Raw genomic sequence first — 25586 nt, 5'->3', positions numbered from 1 at the left:
GCTGCTGTGCACTTCGCCTCACCGGGCTACCCGTAGGCTGGTGGCGTGCCGGGTTCTCCGTACACCGATCTGGACCGCCCGCCGCTGTCGGCGGCCCGGCTGCGTCGGGCGCTTGTCGCGCCGTACGGTCCGTGGTCCCGGCTGGAGCTGCGGACGGAGACCGGCTCCACAAACGCCGACGTCGCCGAGGCGGCGCGAGCCGGGGAACCGGAGGGCCTGGTCGTGGTGGCCGAGCGGCAGACCGCCGGACGGGGCAGACGCGGGCGGGTCTGGCAGTCGCCGCCGCGCGCCGGCATCGCCACAAGCGTGCTGCTGCGGCCCGGCGAGGCTGTGCCGGCCCGTGGCTGGTCGCCGGCACCACCGGCAGGGTACGGCTGGCTGCCCTTGCTGGCCGGGGTGGCGCTGGTCGAGGCGGTGGCGCTGCTGGCCGAGCTGGATGCCACTCTGAAGTGGCCGAACGACCTGCTCGTCGGGGGTGCCAAGTGCGCCGGGATCCTCGCCGAGGGGGTGCCCGGGCCGGGGCTGAGCGACCCCCCTGCGGTCGTTGTCGGTATCGGGCTGAACGTGACGTTGCGTGCCGACGAACTGCCGGAGCTTCCGAGTGGTCTGCCGGCCACGTCGCTGCAACTGGCCGGCGCGGCCGCCACCGACCGGGATCCGCTGCTGCGGGCCCTGCTGCGCTCGGTCGCCGATTGGTACGCCCGATGGCGTGACGCCGGCGGGGACGCGGTCGCCAGCGGTCTGCGGGAGGCGTACCTGGCGGCATGCGGCACCATCGGCCGCGAGGTCCGCGCCCTGCTCCCCGACGGCACCACCCTCACCGGCACCGCCAGCGGCGTCGACCCCGACGGCCAACTCCTCCTCACCACCCCCACCGGCCAGCGCCCCCTGGCCGCCGCCGACCTCCACCACCTCCGCTGACCACAGCCCCACACCCCGCGCGGGGGTTGGGGGTATCGAGCCGCGTGGCGGATGTGGGGCGGTGGGGGTGGGGGGTTACGGTCTGCGCGTCCGTTCCTGCGAGGAGGTTTCCGTGGCGTTCCCCGAAGACGTGCTCAGCGAGGATGAGCACGTCGTGCTGCACCTGCACCCGCACTGGAAGGCGCTTCTCCGGCCGGTGGCGGTGCTGGTGCTCGCCGTCGCCGCAGTGGTGGTCGGCGTGCTGTTCCTCCCCTCGGGCGGGGGCGGTTCCGTGACGCTCGCGGTGATCGGCGGGCTGGCCCTGCTGGCCGTGCTGGTGCTGGCGGTGTGGCCGTACGTCTCCTGGCGCACCACGCACTACCTCTTCACGAACGAGCGGGTCGTGCTTCAGCACGGCGTGTTCTCCCGGGAGCGGCGGGACATCCCGCTGAGCCGGGTCAACGACCACTCGATGAGCCAGCAGTTCGCCGGGCGGGTGCTGGGCTACGGCACCCTCACCATCGAGTCGGCCGGCGAGCGCGGGCAGTCCGTGCTGCACGACGTGCCCAAGGTCGACCGGGTCCAGACGAAGCTCTACGAACTGGTGGAAGCGTTCCACGACCGGCACTCGCTCGGCGACGGTGAACTACGCGAGATTCTCGGCGAGCGGGACAAGAGCGCCGGAGCGTAACCGCCGGGCCCGATCGGCCTGCCCGTACGGGCGACCGGTCAGCGGCGGCGAGGACGGCGGGGGGCCGGGGCGGGCTGCAACTGGGCAGCCAACTCGGCCTCCAGCTCGGCGTCCAACTCCGCGGTCAGTCGGGTCTCCTCCGGCAGCGACGCGGGCCTCGGCTGGAGCGGACGAGGGGTCACGCCGGGCCGGGCTGCGGGCGGCTGCTCCTCCTCCAGTTCCGTCACCGACTCGGCAAGTTCGGCCACCGGGTCCATTCCGGCCATCGTGTCCCACTCGTCGCGGGGCAGGCCGTGCCACCGTTGCGTGGCCTCGACCGGGGCGGCGGGCTGGAAGACGAACGTCCGGTACGACCAGAAGCGGAACAGCGTCGCCAGCACCACGCCACCGGTCTTCGCGATGTTCAGCGCGAGCAACCCGGTGACGCCCAGCCCGTACTTGGCGGCGGCGAGCACGCCGAGTTCGATCAGCAGGCCAGCGCCGTTGAAAAGGAAAAACAGGGCGTATTCCCGCTGCATGGCAGATTTCGGACGATCACGGTACGTCCAGTGCCGATTCATCAGATACGACGTGATCGTGGCAACGATCGTGGCGACGACTGTCGCCTTCAGTTGACCGTCGACGAAAACCGTCAGTGCGAGTGCGTTGAACACGGCGTAGTTGATGACCGTGTTGATGCCACCGACCAGGCCGAATTTGAGTGCCTCGTGGATGAACTTCTGCCAGCGCTCAGGCAGCAGACGGACGAGAGGCATGCGCAACACCTTAAGACAGTGGGTCGGGGTCGGCTGGCTCCGACCGAACGAGTGGGCGGCAGGTCACGCCCGGCGGTCCTGGTTCGCTTCCGCGACGGGTGGCGTTCCCGCTTCGACGAAGACGAACCGTCGGTACGACCAGAATCGGAACAGCGTGCCGAACCCGGTGCCAACGATGAAGCTGGCGATGTTGTCGGCCAGCCGGGTCTGGAAGACCGACGGCCAGATGCTGCCGAGCCCGTAGTGGCTGATGGCGAGGCAGGCCACCGCGATGCCCAGCCCCACCGCGTTGAAGAAGAAGAACAGGGCGTACTCCCGGGCCGGGTGGGAGCGCTTGCGGTGCCGCCAGGTCCAGAACCGGTTCCCCAGGAAGGCGAAGGTCGCGGCGATGACCGTCGCGATCGTCTTGGCGGTGATCTGCTCCACGCCCTGTGGGCCGATCAGGTAGTTGAACAGGGCGAAGTCGATGAGGAAGGCGACCCCGCCGACGGTCGCGAACTTGCTCATCTCCCGAACGAGGTGACCAAAACGGTCGATCAGGGAGTGAACCAGACCCGGACGGGTCTGCCGGGAGCCTGGCTCCCCGGTCATCGTGGCGGCCACCGTGCGAGCCTACCGGTTGGCGGCCTCGGGAGCGGGTAGCAACGGGCGTCAGGGTGCACCGGCGCTGCGGCACGGACGGGCACGAACGGAGCGTAACCGGATCGGTGCAATCGGGTGTTGTTAATCGCTTCGGTGCTCCCGGTTGGAAATCGCCGGTGTGGGTGCCGCCAGCAGGAGGTCCACCGAAGGATTTGCGTGAAACTGCGCGTGAAAGCGGGTAAAGGCTCGTGATGCCGCAGCGTGACCGCACCTTGTGCAGTTCTTCACAACCAGTCCCACTGACTGGAGAGGTCCCTCGGTTTACGCTGAGGCCAATCCCAGGTTTCCACGAAGGCGACGCGCATCGCGCCGCCGAGACTCGTGCACTCCATAGACCGGTCAGCGTCGACCACAAGGAGATGTGTCATGGTTGCTCCGGCTACCGTTCGGGGTATCGATCAGGCCCCTACGTCCCACCCGAAACTTCTCGCCTGGGTCCGTGAGGTCGCTGAACTGACCACCCCTGACCAGGTCGTCTGGGTGGACGGGTCCGACCAGGAATGGCGTCGCCTCACCGACGAACTTGTCGAAGCCGGCACGCTCATCCGACTGAACCCCGAGAAGAAGCCCAACTCCTTCTACGCGCGTACCGACCCGACGGACGTCGCCCGGGTCGAGGAGCGCACCTTCATCTGTTCCGTGGACGAAGCGGACGCCGGGCCCACCAACAACTGGATGGCGCCGGCCGAGATGAAGCGGACCATGACGGAGCTCTACCGCGGCTCGATGCGCGGCCGGACGATGTACGTCATCCCGTTCTGCATGGGCCCGGTCGAGGCCGAGAACCCGATGTTCGGCGTCGAGATCACCGACAGCCCGTACGTGGTCGCCTCGATGCGGATCATGACTCGGATGGGCGCCTCCGTCCTTCAGGCCATGGGTGACGACGCCGACTTCGTGCACGCCCTGCACTCGATCGGCGCGCCGCTGGCCCCCGGGCAGCAGGACGTGGCCTGGCCGTGCAACGACACCAAGTACATCTCCCACTTCCCGGAGACCCGCGAGATCTGGTCCTACGGCTCCGGGTACGGCGGAAACTCGCTGCTCGGCAAGAAGTGCTACTCGCTGCGGATCGCCAGCGTGATGGGACGCGACGAGGGCTGGCTCGCCGAGCACATGCTGATCCTGAAGATCACCTCGCCGGAGGGGAAGGTCTACCACATCGCCGGCGCCTTCCCGTCGGCCTGCGGCAAGACCAACCTGGCCATGCTGGAGCCGACCATCCCCGGCTGGAAGGTCGAGACGATCGGCGACGACATCGCCTGGATGCGGTTCGGCCCGGACGGGCGGCTCTACGCGGTCAACCCGGAGTACGGCCTGTTCGGCGTCGCCCCGGGCACCGACTGGAAGACCAACGCCAACGCCATGCGTACGTTGGACCGGGGCAATTCCATCTTCACAAACGTTGCCCTTACCGACGACGGTGACATCTGGTGGGAGGGCATGGGCGAACCGCCGGCCCACCTGATCGACTGGAAGGGCAACGACTGGACGCCGGAGAGCGAGAACCTCTCCTCGCACGCGAACAGCCGCTTCTGCACCCCGATCACCCAGTGCCCGATCCTGGCCGAGGACTACTACGACCCCAACGGCGTACCGATCGACGCGATCCTGTTCGGTGGCCGGCGGCGCGACACCGTACCGCTGGTCACCGAGGCCCGCGACTGGGTGCACGGCGTCTACATGGGCGCCACACTCTCCTCGGAGACCACGGCCGCCGCCTCCGGTGCGGTCGGTGTGGTCCGTCGCGACCCGATGGCGATGCTGCCCTTCATCGGCTACCACGGTGGCGACTACTTCCGGCACTGGATCGAGATGGGTAAGGGTGCCGACGGCGACGAGTCGAAGCTGCCCAAGGTCTACTACGTCAACTGGTTCCGCAAGGATCCGGAGGGCGGTTTCCTCTGGCCGGGCTTCGGCGAGAACTCGCGGGTGCTCAAGTGGATCGTCGAGCGGATCGAGGGCCGGGCGGACGCCGTGGAGACCCCGATCGGCATGGTGCCGACCCTGGACTCCCTGGACGTCGATGGGCTGGACATGACGCCGGAGGACGTCCGGATCGCGCTGAAGGTGGACCCGGACGAGTGGCGCAACGAGCTGCCGCTGGTCACCGAGTGGTTCGAGAAGTTCGGCGACAAGCTGCCCGGTGTCCTCTGGGCCGAGCTGGACGCCCTGCGGGCTCGACTCGATGCGGAGCAGCCGCAGCAGGGAGTGTGATCGACGACGGATCCGGGCATCATCGGATCCCATGAGGACGGCCGCCGAGACCGAGGTCCGGCGGCCGTCCGCCGTCCGGGCGCTGACCGCACTGTTGGCGGTGACGGCCGCGGCCACCGTCGTGGTCGAGGTGCTCAACTGGTGGTACGCCCCGGAGCAGGGCTTCGGGCTCGCCGTACGCACCGGCTGGGCGATGCTGCGCTCGTTCGGCTTCCTGCTGCTCATCGGGCACGTCCGGCGCGGCCGGACGGTGGCCCGCCCGTTCGGCCTGATCCTCGCCGTCACCACGGTCTTCGCGCTCGGTCGGCTGATCGTGCCCCGCCAGGGCGTACCGCCGCTGCCCGGCCTGCTCGGCTTCGCCCTGCTCACCGCGCTCTGCGCGACAGTTGTCTGGCTGCTGTACCGGTCGCCGGCGCTCGCCGGGCACCTGGTGCGGCACCGCTCCCGGCTGGTGATCGACCGCTCCGGCATCTCCTGGCGGGAAACGCCACCGCGCCAACCGGAGGCGAGCGCCTGGCTGCTGACCGCCCGGGTAGCGGCCTTCACCTACAGCCCGCTGATGCTGGTGCCGGCCCTGGTCGCCACCGCCGCGATCCTGGACGGCCAACTGCTCGCCGTGCCCGCCGTGCTGCTCTGGCTGGGAGCCGGCATCGCGACCAGCTATCTGGTGCTGTTCTGCACGGCGTTCCTCCTCCGCGGCCGGAGTTGGGCGGGCACCCTGCTCATCGTGGTCACCGTCGCTGTGCTCGCCGTGGACCTTCCGTTGTGCTGGTGGCTGCTCGGCCTCGACGGCCTGATCCGCGACGGTGCACCCCTGATCGTCGCCGCCGTGCTCACCGTCTACGGCATCCGCCGCGCCACCCACCCCACCCCCACCTGATCCCTCCCCGCCCCCTCCGCACCCCGCACCCCCGCACCCCCCGCGCCCCCGCGCCAAGATCCGGGCAACTTCAGGGTTACTGCTGCCTCAGCCGGGCCCGAAGCGGCAGCAACAGGGAAGTTGCCCGGATCTTGAACGCGTCAGGCGCGTCAGGCGCGTCAGGCCCTGCCGGCCCGGCCCACCCGCTTGCTCTGCTTCACCTGGGCCTGTCTCGCTAAGGGTGTTTCCGGCGATCTTGGTTAGTAGGTTTCAGCGGCTGGGAAGCGGTCGCTGAAGGTGATGGCGAAGGCGTTCAGGGCGGGTTTCCAGCGCGTCGTCCATCGGGTTCTGCCTGCTCCGGTGGGGTCCAGGGATCGGGTCACCAGGTACAGGCACTTCAACGCGGCCTGCTCGTTGGGGAAGTGGCCGCGGGCCTTGACCGCCCGCCGGTAGCGGGCGTTCAACGATTCGATCGCGTTGGTCGAGCAGATGACTGTGCGGATCTCCAGGTCGTAGTCGAGGAACGGGATGAACTCCGCCCACGCGTTGTCCCACAGCCGGATCACCGCCGGGTACCGGCCGCCCCATTTCTCGGCCAGGTCGTCGAACGCGGCCCTTGCGGCGGTGGCGTTGACGGCGGTGTAGATCGGCTTGATATCGCGCTTCAGCTCATCCCAGTAACGCCGCGAGGTGAGCCGGAAGGTGTTGCGGATCAGATGGATCACGCACGTCTGCACCACCGTCTGCGGCCACACGTTCGTGACGACATCGGGCAGGCCCTTCAACCCGTCGCAGACCAGGAAGAACACGTCCTTCACGCCCCGGTTGCGCAGGTCGGTGAGCACGCTCATCCAGAACTTCGCGCCCTCACCACCCGCGCCGGCCCACAACCCGAGGATGTCCTTGTCCCCGTCGAGGGTGACTCCGATCGCGGCATAGAACGGCCGGTTCGCCACCTGCCCATCCCGCACCTTCACCACGATGGCGTCGATGAACACCGCCGCGTAGATCTCGTCCAGGGGCCGGTGGGACCAGTCGGTCATCTCCTCGATCACCTTGTCGGTGATCCGCGAGATCGTCTCCTTGGACACCGAAGCCCCGTAAATCTCGGCGAAGTGCGCCGAGATTTCCCCGGTGGTCAAACCCTTGGCATACAACGACAACACCACCTCATCGACGCCCGACAGGCGACGCTGCCGCTTGCGCACGATCTGCGGCTCGAACGTGCCCGCCCGGTCCCGCGGCACGTCGATCTGCACCCGTCCCGACGCGTCGGTCAACACCGTCTTCGACCGAGTGCCGTTGCGGATGTTGCCCGAGCCGGCACCGTCGGGTTCGTGTTTGGCATAACCGAGATGCTCCGTCATCTCCTCGTTCAACGCGGTCTCCAGGACCGTCTTGGTCAACTGCTTCAACAGCCCGTCCGGACCCGTCAACGACAAGCCCTGCTCCTTCGCGGCCCGAACCAGCTCAGCGGCGGCTTTCGCCTCCGCCGACGGCTCAGCCCGCTTCTTCCGTCCGGTCTGGTCGTTCAGTGTCGCGGTCATCACGGCACCCTCCTCACCAGGCACAACGCCCGGCAGGTCAGGCCGGAAACACCTTTAGATCCACAGACCCCTTCACCTGGCGCACAGGATCCGCGACGATCGCAGTGCGTTGGGTGAAGCAGAGCAAGCGTGGCCGGTGTGCGGCGGGGCGGGTACGTGGTGGCCACTGCGGCCTCGCCGTGTCTCCGGGTGCGGGGGCGGACGGGTGAGGTAGTCCCACCAGGGCGGTGGGGGGGGTGCGGGTGGTGGGTGATGCGGAAGGAGGGGCCGTGCGGGACGAGTTCGACGTGGTGGTGGTCGGGGCGGGGCCGGCGGGGGCGGCTGCCGCGTTGGCGGCCCGACGGGCGGGTGCCGAGGTGTTGCTGTTGGACCGGGCCGAGTTTCCCCGGGACAAGGCCTGCGGTGACGGGATCGCCGCGCACGCGTTGGACGTACTCGCCGAACTGGGCGTGCGTGACGCGGTGGCCGACTTTGCGCCGGTGCCGGCGCTGCGGCTGGTGGCGCCGGACGGCGGTGCCGTGGCGCGGGCGTTGCCCAGGCCCGCGTACACGGTGCCGCGGCAGGTGTTCGACGCGCGGCTGGTGGCGGCGGCGGTCCGGGACGGCGTGCCGCTGGGCCGGCGGGCGGTGCGCCGGGTCGAGGTGCGTGCCGACCGGGTGGTGCTGGACGGGGAGATCTCCGCCGGGGTGGTGGTGGGCGCCGACGGCGCCGGGTCCATCGTCCGTCGTGCGCTCGGTGAGCCGAGCAATCCGGACCGTCACCTGGCGTTGGCCATCCGGGGGTACGCGCCCGCGCCGCCCGGCCCACCCGCGCAGCTCATCGTCACCTCGGCGGCCCGTTGGCCGGCGTACGCCTGGTCGTTCCCGATCGGGGACGGCCGCGCGAACGTCGGGTACGGCGAGGTGCTGCGGGGCGAGTCGCTGACCCGCGCGCACCTGCTCGACCGGCTGGCCGCGCTGCTGCCGGGCACGGATCCGGCGGCGGTCAGCTCGCTGCGCGCCCATCACCTGCCGCTCTCCACCTTCCGGCCGGTGCCGGGGCGGGGCCGGGTGATGCTCGCCGGTGACGCGTTCTCGCTGATCAACCCGCTCACCGGCGAAGGGATCTTCTACGCGTTGCGCTCCGGCGCGCTGGCCGGGTACGCCGCGGTCGGGCCACCGGAGCACGCGGCGCGACGGTACGCGACCGCGCTGCGTCGCCGGCTCGGCACGCACCTGCGGCACAGCTCGACGGCGGCCTGGCTGGCCCGGCGTCGGTGGGTGGTGGACGCGGCGGTGCGGGCGGCCGGTCGTGACGGACGCGTTTTCGGCAGGGTGACCGAGCTGGGACTGGGCGATGGCCTGCTGGACGGGCGGACGCTCGGCCTGATCGCCCTCGGCCTGTCGGTGCGGCATCGGCCACCGGCACACTGATCCGTACGGCGGCTCGCTACCCTGCTAGGTGATGAGTCTGCGGAAACTTCTCTACTCCGTTTACGAGCGGCGGCTCACGGCCAAGCTCGCGGGTCGGCCGGTGCCCCGCCACGTGGGCGTGATGTGTGACGGCAACCGCAGATGGGCCCGGGAGATGGGCTTCGTCGATCCGAACGACGGGCACCGGATGGGTGCCGAGCGGATAAAGGAGCTGCTGCGTTGGTGTGACGCCGCAGGCGTGGGGCACGTGACCCTGTGGCTGCTCTCCACCGACAATCTCTCACGCCCGGCGGCGGAGCTGGATCCACTGCTCCAGATCATCGAGGACCTCACCACCGAGCTGGCCGAGGAGGGTAATCCCTGGCGGCTGCGGATGGTCGGCGCGCTCGACGTGCTGCCGACGCGCCTGGCCACGGCGCTCAAGGCCGCCGAGGAGCGGACCCGGGAACGCGCCGGCAGCGCCCAGGTCAACATCGCTGTCGGGTACGGCGGGCGGCGGGAGATCGCCGACGCGGTGCGCTCCCTGCTGTTGGAGCACGCGGCGAACGGCGGCACGCTTGAGGAACTCGCCGGGTCGCTCGACGTGGACGACATCTCCGAGCACCTTTACACCCGGGGCCTGCCGGATCCGGATCTGATCATCCGGACCAGTGGCGAGCAGCGCCTCTCCGGCTTCATGCTCTGGCAGTCGGCGCACTCGGAGTTCTACTTCTGCGAGTTGAACTGGCCCGATTTCCGCCGCGTCGACTTCCTCCGCGCACTGCGCTCGTACGCCACCCGTCAGCGTCGCTACGGGGTTTGAAAGCCGGAGCGAACCGACCGCTCAGGCGAGACGGTGGGTGGCCTCGGTGAGGAAGTCGCCCAGGGCGGCGGGGGAGTCGATGGTGAGGTCGGCGGCCTCGGCGACCTCGTCGCCGGTCTCCGGGTTGGCGACGGCGACGCAGACACCGAGGAAATCCGGGTCGCCGGCGGCCCGGGCCCGGAGCGCGGCGAAGGCCTTGATGTCGGAGACGTCGTCGCCGAAGTACCAGGCCCCGCGTACCCCCTGCACCAGTTCGTCGATCACCATGCCCTTGTCCCGGTCGACCGGCGGCTTGATCTCCAGGACCATCCGCCCGACCTGTACCCGCAGGCCGAGGTGCTCGGCCTGATCCCGGCCCCACTGCTCGACGGTGGCGGCGAGTTGCGGTGCGGTACGCCAGTGCAGGGCCACCGACAGCCGCTTGTACTCCACAAGGGTGCCGGGTGGCAGTTCGGCGCGGCCACGTTCGGCGAGTTCGGCCATGGTGGGCACCCACGGCAGCGCGGCCGGCTCGGTGACCGTGGCACCGCCGGAGTGGCTGTGTTCCAGGCCGTAGAGGCCGTACAGGTCGACCCCGGTGAGCCCGCCGAAATGTTCGCGCAGGAACTCCACCGGCCGGGCCGAGACGATCGCGATGCGCCGCACGATCGGGGCCAGTGTCTCGATGGCGGCCAGCACCTTCGGCGCGGGCTGTACCTGTGTCGGATCGTCGGCGACCGGCGCGAGGGTGCCGTCGAAGTCGAAGAAGAGGACGGTCTCGGCCGCCCGGTCGGCGGTTGCCCGCCAGGCCTGGTCGGCGTTCAGCGGGGTCTTCGGCTGCTGGTTGCCCAGATTCAACGGCGGCACGCGCGACAGCGTACCCCGGGTTCGACCGGTCAATCCTGACGTGAATCCGGTGTGGGCGACAGGTGTGATTCAGCGTGATTCAGCGTTCGGCGGCCCCACGTCCCCGGCGTCCGAACGGCACCACCGCCGCCTCCTGACCGTGGCTCAGCAGGTAGCCCTCCACGAAGCCGGAGTTCCGGTCGCCGGTGTTCGCCTCGATCTCCCGCAGCCGCTCCACCAGGAACTCGGTGAGCGCGGTGAGCCGGTCGTTGAGCCGGTCGTGCAGTTCGGCGACGACGGCCAGGACGATCGCGGTGCCCGCGGTGGCGAGCGCGAAGAGGTTGACGAGCAGCGGAAGCTGCCCGCCGTTCAGGGTCAGGGTCACTGCGTTGCCGGTGATGCACAGCGTCACCGAGACCGTCGCGACCACGACAGCCAACCATTTCAGGGTCATGGAGAGACCCCTTTCTGTCCCGCAGGGCTGGGTTCGGCCTTGTCCCGTCCCCCCGCCGACGACGAGCCCAAGCAGTACAAACACGGACGCTAGCGCGCCCGATCCCGCCCCGTAGCGAAACGAATGAGGCTGACCTGGCGTTCTTTCGCCATCTGAGGAACTAGCTGGCGGCGTCGCCTCGTTTTCGGACATCGAGCGGCAACGTCGGGCGATATGCGAGGTAACGAATGGTTTCTCGGATGTGGAACTTCTCCGCGTCCGAGACGTCGGGGTCGACCAGGCGGCGCAGCAGTGCCTCGACGTCGGGGTCCATCGGTGGTGGTGCCGGTGCGGTTCGGCGGGAGGCGGTCCGGTCCCAGCCCAGCGCCGCGAAGGCCACCGCCGGGTCCAGCCCGAGGCCCTCGCAGAAGGCCACCACCCGCTCGGCTTCCGGGTCGCTGGCCCAGTCGCCACGTACCCATCGGTTGATGGTCTGCCGGGAGACGCCGGTACGCCGGGAGACCTCGGTGCCGCTCCACGCACGGGTCGCCCGGGCCTCGTCGAGGGCGCGCCGGACGAAGGTGGCGAAGGCGATCTTCCGCGCGTTGGCCGTCTCGGTCACCTCGTGACCGTACGACCGTTGAGTCTGGGTGACGGTGCCTGCCACGCGTCTGTCACGCTTGCGTGACGACTTTGGCGTGCGGCCGGAAGGGGGTCCGGCACTCTTTCTGAGGGGTGTCACCTGGGCAGGATAGATGTACGTAGGTGTGGAGGCAAACGAACGAAAAGCTGATACTGTCACGTTCATGGGACAACCTACGGTGTGTCACGTGCATGAGACGATCAGTGCTCACCTGCGTCACGCGCCCGGTGCGAGGTGGACGCGGTGACCGAACTCGCAACCCGTGCTCAGGCGTTCAGCCTGGTGGCCGAGGGGGTCGCCGCCGGGCTGAGCGCGCCGTGGCGCCTCTACCTCGCCCGCGGCTGCCGCTACCTGTCGCTCAGCGTCGGCGACCGGGCCGAGTGGAACGCCTGGCGGACCCATCTCGGCTGCCCGGAACTGAGTGTCCGGGTCTACGACGCCGGCGGCGAGATCCGCCGCTCCTCCATGGCCGAGGTGGTCATGGACGGCTGCCGGATCAGTGTGGAACTGGTGGAGGAGATCGGCACCGACGACCTCGACCGGCTGCTGGTCGCCGACCCCACCACTGTCGAACCGGAGGAACGATGAGGGCCGCGCGGCACACCGGAGCCGCCGGATGAGCCCATTCCTGGCGATCTTTCTGGTGCTCGTACTTGCCGCCACGAGCTACGCCGCTGGGCGGCTGCACGGGCAGCTCAGTTACCGGATCGGTTACCGCTTCGGCTACCGGCAGGGCTACTTCGACGGGGACCGTGGGGCGTGGAACCGACGTCGTCGGGAGGCTCAGGCGGCCATCGCCTCCGCCCTCGCCGTCACGTCACCCTCGTCGTCTCCCGCTCGGGTCTCGGCAACCGTGAACCCACTGCCGCCACGGGGCGCGTGCGCACCCCCTCCGGCACTGCGCGCCGAAGGGCCACCGGGGGAGATCGAGAAGGCTGCCACGGCTCGCCCGGGCACCACGTACACCGGGTCGTCCTTCGCGGAGCCGGCCGCCTCGGTCACCGGGCGGCACCCGACCGGCACCCTCGTCCGACGGACCGGCTGAACCGGTCGACGGGCTCCGGGCCCGTCCACAGGCGCGGCGCGTACCCCTCGTGGGTGGCGCCGCCGGGGCCACGTCAGACCGGTGGCGGTGGTCCCACCGGCCGGGATGCGCGCAGGGGGCATGCATCCCGGCCGGTTCATGTTCTGGGCCCTGGCGGCTAGCTGACCTCGTGCCCCCTGCCAGCGGCCGTTCATGAACGACCTCTAGCCGGGACGGGTGCGGGGAGCTAGCGTCTAGGCATGGCGCGGGGTTGTCCCGAGCCAGCCGGCCCGCCCGGCCTGCGACCTCGCGCACGGGGCCCGCATCCGACCCCGTGTCAGCCGGGCATCCGGAGGAGGCGGACCGCGGGTGGCCGGGTGCCCATCCGCCGGAGCAGGCCTGTGACGACTCGCCGTACGACCGCCGGTGCCGACCAGGGCCCGGCCGCGACTACCACGACCCGCCGCAGCACCCGGAGCCGCCGTACGGCGGCCGCCGGTTCGGCCGACCCCAGGGAGCCCCGACCAGCGGGCCAGTCCTTCGTTCTGGACACCTCGGTACTGCTCAGCGACCCGGCGGCGTTCCACCGCTTCGCCGAGCACGAGGTGGTGCTTCCGCTGGTGGTGATCTCCGAGCTGGAGGGCAAGCGGCAACACCCGGAACTGGGCTGGTTCGCCCGCCAGTCGCTGCGCATGCTGGACGAGCTGCGGGTGCGCCACGGCCGGCTCGACCGGCCGGTACCCGCCAACGATGTCGGCGGCACGCTGCGCGTGGAGCTGAACCACACCGATGACGGGGTGCTGCCGCCGGGCTTCCGCAACGAGTCCAACGACGCTCGGATCCTCTCCGTCGCGCTGAACCTCGCCGCCGAAGGGCGGGAGGTGACCCTGGTCAGCAAGGACATGCCGTTGCGGGTCAAGGCCGCCTCCGTGGGGCTGCGCGCCGACGAGTACCGGCACGGCCAGGCCAGCGACCCGACCTGGACCGGGATGGCCGAGCTGGATCTCGCCGAGGACGAGATCGCCCGGCTCTACGCGGGAGAGGTCATCGACGTGGACGCGGCGGCCGGCCTGCCCTGCCACACCGGACTGGTGCTGCACTCGTCCCGTGGCTCGGCGCTTGGCCGGGTGCTGCCGGACAAGACCGTGCGGCTGGTCCGGGGCGACCGGGAGGCGTTCGGCGTGCACGGGCGCTCGGCCGAGCAGCGGGTCGCGCTGGATCTCCTGCTCGACGAGTCGATCGGCATCGTCTCGCTCGGCGGTCGGGCCGGCACCGGCAAGTCCGCCCTGGCGCTGTGTGCGGGGCTGGAGGCGGTGATGGAGCGTCGCCGGCACAAGAAGGTGATCGTCTTCCGCCCGCTGTACGCCGTCGGCGGGCAGGAACTGGGCTATCTACCCGGTTCGGAGTCGGAGAAGATGTCGCCCTGGGCGCAGGCGGTCTTCGACACCCTCGGCGCGGTGGTGCACGAGAACGTGCTGGAGGAGGTCACCTCGCGTGGTCTGCTCGAGGTGCTGCCGCTGACCCACATCCGGGGCCGCAGCCTGCATGATGCCTTCGTCATCGTCGACGAGGCGCAGTCGTTGGAGCGCGGCGTGCTGCTGACGGTGCTCTCCCGGATCGGCCAGGGCTCCCGGGTGGTACTCACCCACGACGTCGCTCAGCGGGACAATCTGCGGGTTGGGCGGCACGACGGGGTCACCGCGGTGATCGAGGCGTTGAAGGGCCATCAGCTTTTCGCACACGTGACGCTCAGCCGCTCGGAGCGGTCGCCGATCGCCGCGATGGTGACGGACCTGTTGGAGGATGTCCCGACCTGACGACCGTTTTAAGTGCTTCGCGTTGATTTTTTGCGTGACGCACGTCACAATTGGGGTTCGTGGTTTCCCATCGGCCTCACTGTGCGCGATGGTTTCCCACGGGCGCCCACGCACCCGACGCATCGTTGGTGATCGTTCGTCACTCCGACACCGGAGCGGGCGACGCCGGGAGGCGACGCGGTGCGTCCACGGTGGCCGGCACGCCGGCCGCGGGCGCCCGTGGCGCGCCAAGACCGCTCGCGGTCGCGGCACGCCGCGTCTCTGAACCCGACGAAGGGATCACTTCGTGAGTCGGCCGTGGAGCCGGTTCGCCGCCCGCACCGCAGCCGTCGCGCTGCTCTCGGTGGGCGTGGCCGGCGGTTTCTACCTCAGTGAGGACCGCCAGTCCCAGCGCTCAGGCCCCGGCGCTCAGGTGGCCGGCAGCGTCAGCGAAATCGACGTCAACGTCGAGTACCGGCAGAAAGAGACGGTCTCCCGTCAGGTCCGCACCGCCCGACAGCAGGCCAGCGAGGTGCGGAAGCAGGCCAAGGCCGCCGCCGAGAAGGCGCGCAAGGCGGAGGAGGCGGCCCGCCGGAAGGCCGCGGAGAAGGCCGCCAAGGAGGCCGCGGCCCGCGCCGCGAAGCCGTACGACGGCCCGATCCCCGAGTCCTGCGAGGAATACAGCGGCAACCGGAAGGTCGGCTGCGCGCTCATGATGGATGCGGGTTTCAAGATCGACCAGTTCCCCTGTCTGGACAAGCTCTGGAACAAGGAGAGCGGCTGGAACCACAAGGCCCGTAACAGCTCCTCCGGGGCGTACGGCATCCCGCAGGCGTACCCGGGGAACAAGATGTCCTCGGTCGGCGACGACTGGGAGACCAACCCGGTCACCCAGATCAAGTGGGGGCTCGGTTACATCAAGGGCCGCTACAGCACGCCCTGCGCAGCCTGGAACCACTCGCAGGCCAAGGGTTACTACTGAGCTGCACCACGGGCGGCGGGGGCGGGTGACCGCACCCCGCCGCCGTGTGTCTCGGGTCGGGAAAAGTGGCGGCCACCGACGTTTGCTGATAGCTGTTGACAGGTGACCCTGCTCCCAGGAAACGGCGATGCCCACCGCTTCGGCACCGTGGCCTTCTACGCGTCCATCGGCCGGGCGTTCGTCGCCATGTGCGCGGTGGTTCCGGTGCTCTTCCTGATCGAGGGCCTCGACGTCTGGCTCGGTGCCGGGTTCGACGCCGCCGCCGGGATCATCCCGCAGCGCATCGACGGGCTGGACGGCATCTTCTTCTCGCCGTTCCTGCACCACGGCTTCGACCACCTCTACAGCAACAGCATCCCGTTGATCCTCCTCGGCACGTTCGTGCTGGCGGCGGGTGCTCGGCGCTTCCTCTGGTCCACCCTGGTGATCGTCCTGGTAAGCGGGCTCGGCGTGTGGTTCACCGGCTCGTCCAGCACGATCGTGGTCGGTGCCAGCGGGGTGATCTTCGGGTACCTCGGCATCCTGCTCACCCGGGGCATCTTCGAGCGGAGCTGGTGGAACTTCGCCGTGTTCCTGCTGGTCGGGCTGCTCTACGGCGGCCAACTGGTCGGCGTGCTGCCCACCGACGAGCGGATCTCCTGGCAGGGGCACCTGTTCGGGCTGCTCGGCGGCATCGTGGCGGCGATCATCTTCCGTCGTCGTCGGTCCGACCTCGACGGGCCGTACCGCTCCGAGTCGCCGATGACCATGCCCTGACCCGTCCACCGAGCGCGGCTACCGCCACGGCGACCAGGGTCAGCACGGCACCGAGCAGGGTGGTCGGGTCGGGATGCGAGGCGGCGGAGGGCATCAGCACGTCCAGCAGCACCGCACCGACCACCTGACCGGCGACGGTGGCCAGGCCGAGCAGCAACACACCGGTGAGGCGGACCACCGCAGCGGCCACCGCGATGAACGTGACACCGATCGGCCCACCGAGGTAGAGCCAGGGATCGGCGGGCAGCCCGCCCGGAGGCAGACCCCGCAGCGCGAGGCTGACGACGAACGCGACCAGCAGCACCGCCGTACCGGCGGCGAAGTTGACGAGCGTGGCGGTAAGCGTGCTCTCGCTGACCACCCGGACCCATCCGTTCACCGCCTGCTGCCAGGCCACCGCCACCCCGGCCAGCAGCGGCAGCACGGCCAGCCCGAGAGTTGCCGGCTCGCGGAACCGGTCGCTGACCGCCAGCAGCACCGCGACCACGGTCAGCGCCGCGCCGGCCAGCCGGGCGCCGGTCACCGGTCGCCGGCCGCTCGGGCCGATCCCCGCCCGGTCGACGAGCAGGCTGCTGGCGGACTGGCCGGCCACGACCGCCACCGTGAACACCGCGACTCCCAGGGTGCCGACGGTGGCGCCCTGGGTGAACACCAGGAATGCGCCGCAGGCACCGCCGAGGCACTGCCACGGCCGAAGCGTCCCCCGACCGAGGGCGGTACGCAGTGTCGTCAACCCGCGTCGCCCGGCACCCGTGGCCGGAACCAACACCAACAGCAGTAGCAGGCCCGAACCGAACGAGATGACCGCGGCGGTCACCCCGTCGCCGAGGCGTACGCCCAACTCGCCGTTGATTCGCGACTGCGTCGCCACGGCGACCCCGGCCAGGGTGGCCAGCGCCACCGCGCCGAATCGGCGACCCGCCGACACCGCCGGCCGGGTCACCGTCGGGGCACTCAAGCCTGTTCGTCCAGTGGCCGGCCGTCGAAGTCCACCGCCGAGTACAGCGCCAGCTTCTCCAACCGGTGGTACGAGTCGATCACTCGAATGGTGCCGCTCTTGGAGCGCATCACGATCGACTGGGTGTACGCACCGCCGGCCCGGTACCGCACGCCGCGCAGCAGGTCCCCGGAGGTGATGCCGGTCGCCACGAAGAAGCAGTTGTCGCCGGTCACCAGGTCGTCGGTGGTGAGCACCCGGTCCAGGTCGTGGCCGGCCGCGACCGCCTTCTCACGCTCGGCGTCGTCCCGTGGCCAGAGCTTGGCCTGCATCATCCCGCCCATGCACTTCAGGGCGCAGGCGGCGGTGATGCCCTCCGGGGTGCCGCCGATGCCCATCAGCACGTCGACGTCCGACTCGCCGCGTGCGGCGGCGATCGCACCGGCGATGTCGCCGTCGGAGATGAAGCGGATGCCGGCCCCGGCGCGGCGGATCTCGTCGACCAGGCCGTCGTGCCGGGAACGGTCGAGCACACAGACCGTGACCTCGGAGACGCTTGTGCCCTTGGCCTTCGCGATGCGACGCAGATTTTCGACCGTGCCGGCCTCGATGTCCACCACGTCGGCGTAGGCGGGGCCGACGGCGAGCTTCTCCATGTAGAAGACCGCGCTCGGGTCGAACATCGCGCCCCGTTCGGCCACCGCCAGCACCGCGAGCGCGTTCGGCATCCCCTTGCTCATCAGGGTGGTGCCGTCGATCGGGTCCACCGCGACGTCCACCTCGGGGCCGTCGCCGTCGCCGACCTCCTCGCCGTTGAACAGCATCGGGGCGTTGTCCTTCTCGCCCTCGCCGATCACCACGATCCCCTTCATCGGGATCGAGTTGATCAACTTGCGCATCGCGTCGACGGCGGCGCCGTCGCCACCCTCCTTGTCGCCCCGGCCGACCCACCGGCCGGCGGCCATCGCCGCCGCCTCGGTGACCCTGACCAGATCGAGGGCGAGGTTGCGGTCGAGATTCTGTGGAATTCGCGTCCTGATGGTCGTCATGAAAACGGCTCCTCCTCGCGGCGGTGCGGGGCGGGCCGGCGCTGCCGGCTTCGTTCCTGATCCTCACACGATGGCGGACGCGCAGCCGGGGCGGGGCGGTGATGGCACGGATACCGCCGGTCGGGCTGCTGAGACAATGGCGAGGTGGAGCCTGCACAGCCTGATGACCGCGCACCCGCCGACGAGCCCGTGCCGCCGCCCGCCGCCGCCGCAAGGTCCGAGCGGTCGCCCCGGGACATGGCCATCTCGCTGCTGGTGCTGCTGATCCCGATCGCCCTGCTACTCGCCTTCTACCGGGGCTTCCTCGGCGGGGACGAGCCGAACACTGTCGATCCGGCACCCGCCTTCGAACAGGCGAAATCGGCCGGCGCGTTTCCGGTGAGCGAACCGGCCGAGCTGGGTGACGGGTGGCGGGCCGTGCGCGCCACCTACCGCACGGCCGAGGACGGGGCGATCCTCCGGGTGGGATATGTCACCCCGGAGGGGCGGGGCCTGCAACTGGTGCAGAGCAACGTGCCGCCGGACCGGCTGCTGCCGGCCGAGCTGACCGACGCGGGTCGGCCACAGGGGCGGACCGATCTCGGGTCCGGCACCTGGCAGCGGTACACGGCACGCGGTAACGAGCAGGCGTTGGTGCTGCTCCAGCCGGAGCGCACGGTGATCGTCGTCGGCGACGCCCGGGACAACGAACTGCGGGCGCTCGCCACCGCCGTGGACTGAACGCCCTCGATCCGGTCGGGGGTGCCGGCGACGCCGGTGCGTGCCGGCCGACGGCGCAGGCGTGGCGTCGCATCAAGTGCCCCCTGCATGTCGGTGCGATCCGTTACGCTCCCCGGGTTCGATGCCTGACCGGCTGCTGTCGGTCGGGTTTCCTGCTTGAAGAGAGACGATCTGTGAACATTCGACGGTGGAGCGTGGGCCTCATCGCCGCCACGCTGCTCGTTCCCGGGCTCGCTGCCTGCAACAACTCCAGCAGTGACTCGCCTGCCGCGGGCTCCTCGACCGAGTCGGGCATCCCGGCCGACCCGAAGGCGGCGCTTGTCGCCTCCACCAAGGGGCTGGCCGAGGGCAACTTCACCTTCACCATCGCGGCTGACTCGATGACCGGCAAGGGCACGTTCCACAAGCCCAGCAACAGCGCTCAGATGACGATGACCATGGGCGACGAAGACTTCACCATGGATTTCGACCTGATCCAGATCCAGCCGGACACCTGGGTGAAGGTCGACCTGGGTGACCTCTTCGCCGGCGTCCCGGGGATGGAGGCGATCAAGGACAAGTACCAGCACCTCGACGCCGCCAAGGCCAAGGACGCGAAGAACCTCGACATCTTCAAGGAGGGCACCGACCCGGCCGACGCCGCCGGCATGTTCGAGGGTCTCGCCGAGGTGCAGAAGACCGGCGAGGGCACCTACAGCGGCACCTTCGACCTCACCTCGGTCAAGGACTCGGTGGCCGCCGACGAGGACATGCTCAAGGCGCTTGGTGACCAGGCCAAGGCGATCCCGTTCACCGCGAAGCTGGACGCCGAGGGCCGGCTGAGCGAGCTGGTCATGTCCGTCCCGGCGGCGGGCGAGACCAAGGCCCAGGACATCAAGGTCACCTACGCCGACTATGGTGCGGCGACCGCCGTGCAGAAGCCGCCGGCGGACCAGGTCATCGAGGCGAGCGAGCAGACCTACGAGATGTTCAAGTAGGTCGAGCGGCACTGCTGCGGGGGTGGGCTGAGCCCGCCCCCGTTCACGTTCCGGCGGGCCGTTCCACCAGGCTGCGGGTGGCCCGCGCCGGACGGCCGGTCGGACCGGCGACGATGGTCCGGGGGATCTGGTCGGTTTCGGGTGATTGCGCGAGCGGCCGGCAGGGAACAGAGAAGGGGAGCCTCCGGCGCGAGAACGCACCGGATGACCCTGCTGGGAGACACCGATGACCGTTCGACGACTGAGCGCCGGCCTCGTGGCCGTCGCCCTCTTCACGCCCGGAGTCGCCGCCTGCACCACCACCGGCGACGCCGGGCCGAGCGCCACACCGTCCGCCACCGCCAGCGCCACCGGTGCCGCACCCGAGGTCGACACCGACGCGAAGCAGGCGCTACTGGACTCGACCCGGGAGATCAGCAACGGCAACTTCAGGTTCAGCATGACCGGTGCCGGCTCGGTGGCGGAGGGCCAGGTGCACCAGCCGAGCCAGAGCGCTGAGATCAAGGTACGCCTCGGCGAGTCGACCGATGACCTGGCGATCAGCCTCGACCTCATCCACGCCAAACCGGACAGCTGGGTGAAGCTGGACCTTCAGGGCCAGGCGGCCACCAGCGTGCCCGGGGCGGACCGACTCAACCTCGGCAAGTACCACCACCTCGATCAGAGCCGGATCAAGGGCAACCGCAGCCTTGGCTTCGACTTCGACAAGGTCGACCCCGCCGGCAGTGAGGCGTTGACTCAGGCCGTCACCGAGGTCCGCCGTACCGGCGACGGGGCGTACGCCGGCACCCTCGACCTGTCGAAGGCGGCCGACGCCGGATCCCTCGACCCGAGCGTGATCACCGCGCTCGGCCCGGAGGCGAAGTCGGTGCCGTTCACCGCTAAGACCGACGCCCAGGGGCGACTCACCGAGATGGTCATTCAACTGCCCGAGGGCAGCCGGCCCGCCGGGCAGGAGATCAAGGTGACCTACTCCGACTACGGCAACGCGACCGCGGCGACCAAGCCCTCAGCTGACCAGGTCGTCGAGGCGCCGCCGGAGCTGTACAACCTGTTCGACTGAGCGCGGGGCGCGGTCGGACCGTACGCCTCGCCCGTCAGAAACCGTACGCACCGCGGCGGGAGCCCACCGGCTCCCGCCGCGCCGTGCTGGCGTGCCGCTCGCCCGCGAGCTGACCGTGCCGCCTGTCCCGGCCGGATCGGCATGCTCTCGGAACGGTCAGGTGGCCGGATCAGGTCGGGCGGCGTCGATCCGGGCGCGGGCGCCGTCGAGCCATCGCTGGCAGATGACCGCCAGCGCCTCGCCGCGCTCCCACAGCGCCAACGACTCCTCCAGCGACGTGCCGCCGGCCTCCAGCCGCTCCACCACCGACGCGAGCTCGGCGCGGGCCTGTTCGTAGCTGAGCCGCTCGTCCGACCCGTTGGTCTTCTCGTCAGTCATCGCACCCATCTCAGCACAACCGTCCGACGCCGCCGTCGACCGCACCACCGTTCGGCACGCCGGGCGTCAAGGCCGTGCTGTCGCCGGCCACGCAGCCCGGCTGCCGGATCCGGGATCGGTGGCCTCCCGGGCCGCACCCGGCCCGGGATCGAGTGCCATCGTGCGCCGGGGCGGTCCCGCGCGGGTCAGGTGTCGACCGTGGCGGACAGTTCGCCTTCGGCGAGGCGTACCCGCAGCGGGTCGCCGGGAGCCACCTCGGTGGCCGCGCGTACGACATGGCCGTCGGCGCGTTGCACGATGGCGTACCCGCGGTCAAGGGTGGCGGCCGGGGAGAGAGCGCGCAGCCGGGCCACGGTGTGCCGAAGGTCCTCGCCAGCGGCGGCGAGGCGGTGGTCCAGACAGCGGCCGGCGCGCTGGCGGAGGGCGACCACCTCGGCGGCCCGCTGCTCCAGCATCACCTGGGGCCGGGCCAGCACCGGTCGGGAGCGGAGCGCGTCGATGCGGTGGGACTCCCGGTCGACGAGATTGTGCACGGCCCGGTGCAGCCGGTGCCGGGCCTGCTTGATCAGGCGTACCTCCTCGGCCAGGTCGGGCACCACCCGTTTGGCCGCGTCGGTGGGGGTCGACGCCCGGACGTCGGCCACGTAGTCGACAAGCGGTGCGTCCGTCTCGTGGCCGATGGCGCTGACCACCGGCGTACGACAGGCGAAGACGGCCCGGCACAGCGCCTCGTCGGAGAAGGGCAGCAGATCCTCGATGCCGCCCCCGCCACGGGCCAGGATGATCACGTCGATGCTCGGGTCCGCGTCCAGCGCCTTGAGCGCGTCCACGATCTGCGGGACGGCCGCCGGGCCCTGCACGGCCACGTTCACCGTCCGGAACTCCACCGCCGGCCAGCGTCGGCGGGCGTTTGTCAGGACGTCCCGCTCGGCTGCGCTGGCCCGACCGGTGATCAGCCCGATCCGCTGGGGCAGGAACGGTGGGCGGCGCTTCCGCGCCCGGTCGAACAGCCCTTCGGCGGCCAGCAGCTTCTTGAGCTTTTCCAGCCGGGCGAGGAGCTCGCCGAGGCCGACCTGGCGGATCTCGTCGGCGCGCAGGCTGAGCGTGCCCCGGGCGGCGTAGAACTCGGGCTTGGCGTGCAGCACCACCCGGGCACCCTCGCGCAGTTCCGGCGCGCCGAGGTCGAGCACGTCGCGGTTGGTGGTGACCGTGAGACTCAGGTCGGCGGACGGGTCACGCAGTGTCAGGAACACGGTGCTGGCGCCGGGTCGTCGGCTGATCTGCGCCACCTGCCCGTCGACCCACACCCATCCGAGCCGGGCGACCCAGGCGCCGATCTTCTGACTGACCACGCGTACCGGCCACGGTTCCTCCGAGCTGCTTTTCCCCTCAGCCCCTTCACCCACACCCACCCGCCCACCCTACGACCCTTCGCCCCGCTGAAGGTTGATCATGAAGGTTGTGCCGGCGGCGTGTCGTTGGCGGCGGGGCGTCGCTGCGGCCCGCTGCCGGGTGTGGGGATGGCACGTAGGATGCAGGGGTGACTGAGGTTGAGGCGACTCCCCGGACCGGCAAGCGCGTGCTCCTGGCCAAGCCCCGCGGCTACTGCGCGGGCGTGGACCGGGCGGTGCAGACCGTCGAGGAGGCGCTCAAGCTCTACGGTGCCCCCATCTACGTCCGAAAGCAGATCGTGCACAACAAGCACGTGGTGCGGACGCTTGAGGCCCAGGGTGCGATCTTCGTGGAGGAGAACGAGGAGGTGCCCGAGGGCGCCACTGTGATCTTCTCCGCGCACGGCGTGGCTCCCGAGGTCTACGAGCAGGCGAAGCAGCGGTCGCTGAAGGCGATCGACGCCACCTGCCCGCTGGTGACTAAGGTGCACCACGAGGCGAAGCGGTTCGCCGCCGAGGACTACGACATCCTGCTCATCGGTCACGAGGGGCACGAGGAGGTCATCGGCACCTCCGGCGAGGCGCCGGAGCACATCCAGCTGGTGGATGGCCCGGAGGACGCCGACCGGATCACCGTGCGGGATCCGAACAAGGTGGTCTGGCTGTCGCAGACCACGCTGTCGGTGGACGAGACGATGGAGACCGTCGCCCGGCTCAAGAAGCGGCTGCCGATGCTCCAGTCACCGCCCAGCGACGACATCTGCTACGCCACAAGCAACCGGCAGCACGTGATCAAGGAGATCGCGTCGGAGTGCGACGTGGTGATCGTCGTCGGCTCACGCAACTCGTCCAACTCCGTACGCCTGGTCGAGGTGGCCCTGGACGGTGGTGCCCGTGGCGGCCACCTGGTCGACTTCGCCCACGAGATCGAGGACGCCTGGCTGGCCGACGCGCGGACGGTGGGTCTGACCTCGGGTGCCAGCGTGCCGGAGGAACTGGTGCAGGAGGTGCTGGCTCACCTCGCCGAGCGCGGCTTCACCGACGTGGAGGAGGTGGTGACCGCGAACGAACGGCTCACCTTCTCACTGCCGCAGGAACTCAAGCGCGACATGAAGGCCGCTGCGGCGGCGGCCCGCGACTGAGCCGCCGAGCAGGCCCGTGAGCATGCCAGGCAGGCGCGGTGGAACTGTTCACCGGCCCGGTGCGTCAAAGCTTGGTATGAGGACCATTCGGATCGCCGCGACCGCGCTGATCGTCTGCACGGCGCTCGCCGCCTGTGCGGGCCAGGACGCGGGGGACGGCACCGCCACCCCGACCCCGACGGGAGCGTCACCGGTGACCGAGCTGCCCACCCCCGACCCGACCAGGTCCGCACCGGTGCCCTCGCCCTCCGATCCGGTGGACCCGACCGTACCCACCACCCGGCCGACGGTCAGGCCGACCGCCCCGTCGAAGCCACCCGTGACCGGTGAGATCACGGTGACCGGCCGGATCGAGTCCGGCGTCGAGCCCGGCTGTCTGCTGCTCGACGGTTACCTGCTGCTCGGTGGTCCCCGTGACGTGCTCACCGCGGGTGCGTCGGTGACGGTGACCGGCCGTCCCGACCCGACCATGATGTCCACCTGCCAGCAGGGCACCCCGTTCGTCGTGGCCTCCGCCAAGCGCGGCTGAGACCCGGCCGCCAGGCGCGCCAAGCAGCCCCAGCCGCCAGGCGTGTAAACAGACCGGCCGCCGGGCGTGCCGACGCGCGGCTCCGGGTCGGCCTCGGCGACAGCACGGGCCGACGATGTGGATCAATCGATGGCAGGATGCCCGGGTGCGGTACCGAGCGATCCTTCCTACGGCGGCCGGCATCCTCGCCACCGTCCACGTCCTCGGCACTCTCACCGGTGTCGCCCTGCTGCGCCAGGCCGAGGTGCTCGCGCTGCTGCTGCTGGCGGCGTACGCGTTGACCGGCCTCCGGGCCGGGCTGGGTCCGGAGATGTCAGCCGGCGCGCCGGACAACCCGGCCCTGCCGGGCGAGTCGCCCATGCCGAGCGCTGCCTTCGGGATGCCGGTCTCGCACTTTGGGGTGGCGGTGGCGCTCGCCGCGTTGGTGGTCGACGCGTGGATCACCATGCCCACCGCCGGCCCCGGGCACTGGGCGTTCATGGAAGCGGGCCGGCCTGACCCGTTCCAGGAGGTAATCGCCGCACTCGTGGCGAACTGGGCGGCCCTGGCCTTCGTCATGGTGTTGGTGTTGACGGTGCGGCTCGGACCGAATCGGCCTGTCCGCCTCGGTCGGCCGGTGCGCGTGGCGGCGGTGCTGGCCGGAGTGCTGGTGACCGGGTACGCGGCCGCCCGCCTGATCGGAGTCCACCTGGAACTGGCGGAGGCTCGGCGACAGCGGCCCGGGCTCGGCGACGACTCCGGCGAACGGATCGTCGCCACCGGGGTGGCGGCGTTGGTGCCCCTTGCGCTGGCGCTCGGGGCGATCGTCCTGGTGGTCCTGCTTCACGCGCAGCGGCGACGACTCGCGACGAGCGGCGCCGTACTGCTGGTGCTGATCGCTCTGACCCGGATCGACGTGGTCTGCGATTCGTTGCCGCTGCCACTGCATCTGCTGGGTCGGGGCAGCCTGTTCACGGCCGCCTCCCAGGCCGTGCCCGGTCTCGCCGCACCCGGACCGGCCGTGGTCGTCGCCCTGGAGTTGGCCGCGTACCTGCTGCTCGTGGTAGGTCTAGGTGCCCGTCGGCCGCAACGGGCCGGGCCGGTCAGCTGACCGGCCCGGCCCCTGGACAGACGGAA

The 25586-nt window shown here is 70.4% G+C and carries 27 protein-coding genes; 17 read left to right on the top strand and 10 right to left on the bottom strand.

Going from position 1 to position 25586, the window contains the following annotated elements:
• Window positions 1-45 precede the first annotated feature (45 nt).
• Complete coding sequence (locus O7624_RS11730; RefSeq protein WP_282240022.1) at window positions 46-921, top strand: biotin--[acetyl-CoA-carboxylase] ligase; 876 nt, start codon at window positions 46-48, stop codon at window positions 919-921.
• A 112-nt stretch (window positions 922-1033) separates the two neighbouring features.
• Window positions 1034-1591: a PH domain-containing protein gene (locus O7624_RS11725; RefSeq protein ID WP_093406289.1), complete on the top strand. Its 558-nt coding sequence runs from the start codon at window positions 1034-1036 to the stop codon at window positions 1589-1591.
• Window positions 1592-1629: 38 nt separating this feature from the next.
• Here the strand turns inward: O7624_RS11725 and O7624_RS11720 are convergent, their stop codons facing one another.
• Together O7624_RS11720 and O7624_RS11715 are read right to left on the bottom strand one after the other, a co-directional pair.
• Window positions 1630-2346, bottom strand: coding sequence for a GtrA family protein (locus O7624_RS11720; protein WP_093406292.1), 717 nt, complete (start codon window positions 2344-2346; stop codon window positions 1630-1632).
• A gap of 63 nt (window positions 2347-2409) precedes the next feature.
• Window positions 2410-2937, bottom strand: a complete 528-nt coding sequence (locus O7624_RS11715) for a GtrA family protein (protein ID WP_093406654.1) — start codon at window positions 2935-2937, stop codon at window positions 2410-2412.
• 417 nt (window positions 2938-3354) lie between these two features.
• On the opposite strand from O7624_RS11715, the gene O7624_RS11710 reads away from it, so the two are divergent.
• Window positions 3355-5205 carry a phosphoenolpyruvate carboxykinase (GTP) gene (locus O7624_RS11710; protein WP_282240020.1) on the top strand — a complete coding sequence of 617 codons (1851 nt, stop codon included), beginning with the start codon at window positions 3355-3357 and terminating at the stop codon, window positions 5203-5205.
• 31 nt (window positions 5206-5236) lie between these two features.
• Window positions 5237-6085, top strand: coding sequence for a hypothetical protein (locus tag O7624_RS11705; RefSeq protein WP_282240019.1), 849 nt, complete (start codon window positions 5237-5239; stop codon window positions 6083-6085).
• 239 nt (window positions 6086-6324) lie between these two features.
• Here O7624_RS11705 and O7624_RS11700 read toward each other — a convergent pair whose 3' ends face one another.
• Entirely contained in the window at window positions 6325-7611 is a 1287-nt protein-coding gene (locus O7624_RS11700) for an IS256 family transposase (RefSeq protein ID WP_282237173.1), read from the bottom strand.
• Between the two features lie 242 nt (window positions 7612-7853).
• Here O7624_RS11700 and O7624_RS11695 point away from each other — a divergent pair, with 242 nt between their 5' ends.
• Window positions 7854-9023, top strand: a complete 1170-nt coding sequence (locus O7624_RS11695) for a geranylgeranyl reductase family protein (RefSeq protein ID WP_282240018.1) — start codon at window positions 7854-7856, stop codon at window positions 9021-9023.
• Between the two features lie 31 nt (window positions 9024-9054).
• Window positions 9055-9825 (top strand): isoprenyl transferase, encoded by a 771-nt coding sequence (locus O7624_RS11690; protein WP_093406300.1) that lies wholly within the window; start codon window positions 9055-9057, stop codon window positions 9823-9825.
• A 21-nt stretch (window positions 9826-9846) separates the two neighbouring features.
• Here O7624_RS11690 and otsB read toward each other — a convergent pair whose 3' ends face one another.
• From otsB to O7624_RS11675, 3 genes are all read right to left on the bottom strand, one after another.
• Window positions 9847-10671: a trehalose-phosphatase gene (gene otsB / locus O7624_RS11685; RefSeq protein WP_093406302.1), complete on the bottom strand. Its 825-nt coding sequence runs from the start codon at window positions 10669-10671 to the stop codon at window positions 9847-9849.
• Between the two features lie 79 nt (window positions 10672-10750).
• Entirely contained in the window at window positions 10751-11104 is a 354-nt protein-coding gene (locus O7624_RS11680) for a hypothetical protein (RefSeq protein ID WP_093406304.1), read from the bottom strand.
• A 160-nt stretch (window positions 11105-11264) separates the two neighbouring features.
• Entirely contained in the window at window positions 11265-11705 is a 441-nt protein-coding gene (locus O7624_RS11675) for a helix-turn-helix transcriptional regulator (protein ID WP_210941464.1), read from the bottom strand.
• A 264-nt stretch (window positions 11706-11969) separates the two neighbouring features.
• On the opposite strand from O7624_RS11675, the gene O7624_RS11670 reads away from it, so the two are divergent.
• From O7624_RS11670 to O7624_RS11650, 5 genes are all read left to right on the top strand, one after another.
• Window positions 11970-12314 carry a hypothetical protein gene (locus O7624_RS11670; protein ID WP_093406661.1) on the top strand — a complete coding sequence of 115 codons (345 nt, stop codon included), beginning with the start codon at window positions 11970-11972 and terminating at the stop codon, window positions 12312-12314.
• Window positions 12315-12342: 28 nt separating this feature from the next.
• Window positions 12343-12771: a hypothetical protein gene (locus O7624_RS11665; RefSeq protein WP_282240017.1), complete on the top strand. Its 429-nt coding sequence runs from the start codon at window positions 12343-12345 to the stop codon at window positions 12769-12771.
• A gap of 380 nt (window positions 12772-13151) precedes the next feature.
• On the top strand, window positions 13152-14567 hold the full coding sequence (locus O7624_RS11660; RefSeq protein WP_210941461.1) for a PhoH family protein: 1416 nt from the start codon (window positions 13152-13154) through the stop codon (window positions 14565-14567).
• Window positions 14568-14853: 286 nt separating this feature from the next.
• Window positions 14854-15528, top strand: coding sequence for a lytic transglycosylase domain-containing protein (locus O7624_RS11655; RefSeq protein ID WP_282240016.1), 675 nt, complete (start codon window positions 14854-14856; stop codon window positions 15526-15528).
• Window positions 15529-15630: 102 nt separating this feature from the next.
• Complete coding sequence (locus O7624_RS11650; RefSeq protein WP_093406314.1) at window positions 15631-16284, top strand: rhomboid family intramembrane serine protease; 654 nt, start codon at window positions 15631-15633, stop codon at window positions 16282-16284.
• On the opposite strand, the gene O7624_RS11645 is transcribed toward O7624_RS11650, so the two are convergent.
• Both O7624_RS11645 and glpX read right to left on the bottom strand, forming a co-directional pair.
• A complete protein-coding gene (locus O7624_RS11645) occupies window positions 16214-17227 on the bottom strand; it encodes a DMT family transporter (protein ID WP_282240611.1) in 1014 nt (337 codons plus the stop codon). The two genes, O7624_RS11650 and O7624_RS11645, sit on opposite strands and share 71 nt — an antisense overlap.
• An 11-nt stretch (window positions 17228-17238) precedes the next feature.
• On the bottom strand, window positions 17239-18270 hold the full coding sequence (gene glpX / locus O7624_RS11640; RefSeq protein ID WP_093406317.1) for a class II fructose-bisphosphatase: 1032 nt from the start codon (window positions 18268-18270) through the stop codon (window positions 17239-17241).
• A 144-nt stretch (window positions 18271-18414) separates the two neighbouring features.
• Between glpX and O7624_RS11635 the strand changes: the two genes are divergently transcribed.
• From O7624_RS11635 to O7624_RS11625, 3 genes are all read left to right on the top strand, one after another.
• Window positions 18415-18990 carry a DUF4245 domain-containing protein gene (locus O7624_RS11635; protein WP_093406319.1) on the top strand — a complete coding sequence of 192 codons (576 nt, stop codon included), beginning with the start codon at window positions 18415-18417 and terminating at the stop codon, window positions 18988-18990.
• 173 nt (window positions 18991-19163) lie between these two features.
• Window positions 19164-19967 carry a hypothetical protein gene (locus O7624_RS11630; RefSeq protein WP_282240015.1) on the top strand — a complete coding sequence of 268 codons (804 nt, stop codon included), beginning with the start codon at window positions 19164-19166 and terminating at the stop codon, window positions 19965-19967.
• Window positions 19968-20193: 226 nt separating this feature from the next.
• On the top strand, window positions 20194-21030 hold the full coding sequence (locus tag O7624_RS11625; RefSeq protein WP_282240014.1) for a hypothetical protein: 837 nt from the start codon (window positions 20194-20196) through the stop codon (window positions 21028-21030).
• A 156-nt stretch (window positions 21031-21186) separates the two neighbouring features.
• Here O7624_RS11625 and O7624_RS11620 read toward each other — a convergent pair whose 3' ends face one another.
• Window positions 21187-21408, bottom strand: a complete 222-nt coding sequence (locus tag O7624_RS11620) for an exodeoxyribonuclease VII small subunit (protein ID WP_093406666.1) — start codon at window positions 21406-21408, stop codon at window positions 21187-21189.
• 185 nt (window positions 21409-21593) lie between these two features.
• Window positions 21594-22814 (bottom strand): exodeoxyribonuclease VII large subunit, encoded by a 1221-nt coding sequence (xseA, locus tag O7624_RS11615; protein WP_282240610.1) that lies wholly within the window; start codon window positions 22812-22814, stop codon window positions 21594-21596.
• Between the two features lie 134 nt (window positions 22815-22948).
• Here xseA and O7624_RS11610 point away from each other — a divergent pair, with 134 nt between their 5' ends.
• From O7624_RS11610 to O7624_RS11600, 3 genes are all read left to right on the top strand, one after another.
• The gene (locus tag O7624_RS11610) at window positions 22949-23941 is read left to right on the top strand and encodes a 4-hydroxy-3-methylbut-2-enyl diphosphate reductase (RefSeq protein ID WP_093406329.1); all 993 of its coding nucleotides are present in this window, start codon (window positions 22949-22951) and stop codon (window positions 23939-23941) included.
• Window positions 23942-24017: 76 nt separating this feature from the next.
• Complete coding sequence (locus O7624_RS11605; RefSeq protein WP_282240013.1) at window positions 24018-24470, top strand: hypothetical protein; 453 nt, start codon at window positions 24018-24020, stop codon at window positions 24468-24470.
• Window positions 24471-24615: 145 nt separating this feature from the next.
• Window positions 24616-25560 (top strand): hypothetical protein, encoded by a 945-nt coding sequence (locus tag O7624_RS11600; protein ID WP_282240012.1) that lies wholly within the window; start codon window positions 24616-24618, stop codon window positions 25558-25560.
• Window positions 25561-25586: the final 26 nt, after the last annotated feature.

The sequence above is a fragment of the Verrucosispora sp. WMMD1129 genome (genome assembly GCF_029581255.1).
GTDB lineage: Bacteria > Actinomycetota > Actinomycetes > Mycobacteriales > Micromonosporaceae > Micromonospora > Micromonospora sediminimaris.
The sequence above is the reverse complement of the archived record's forward strand: the minus strand, read 5'-3'. Positions and strand labels throughout refer to the sequence as shown.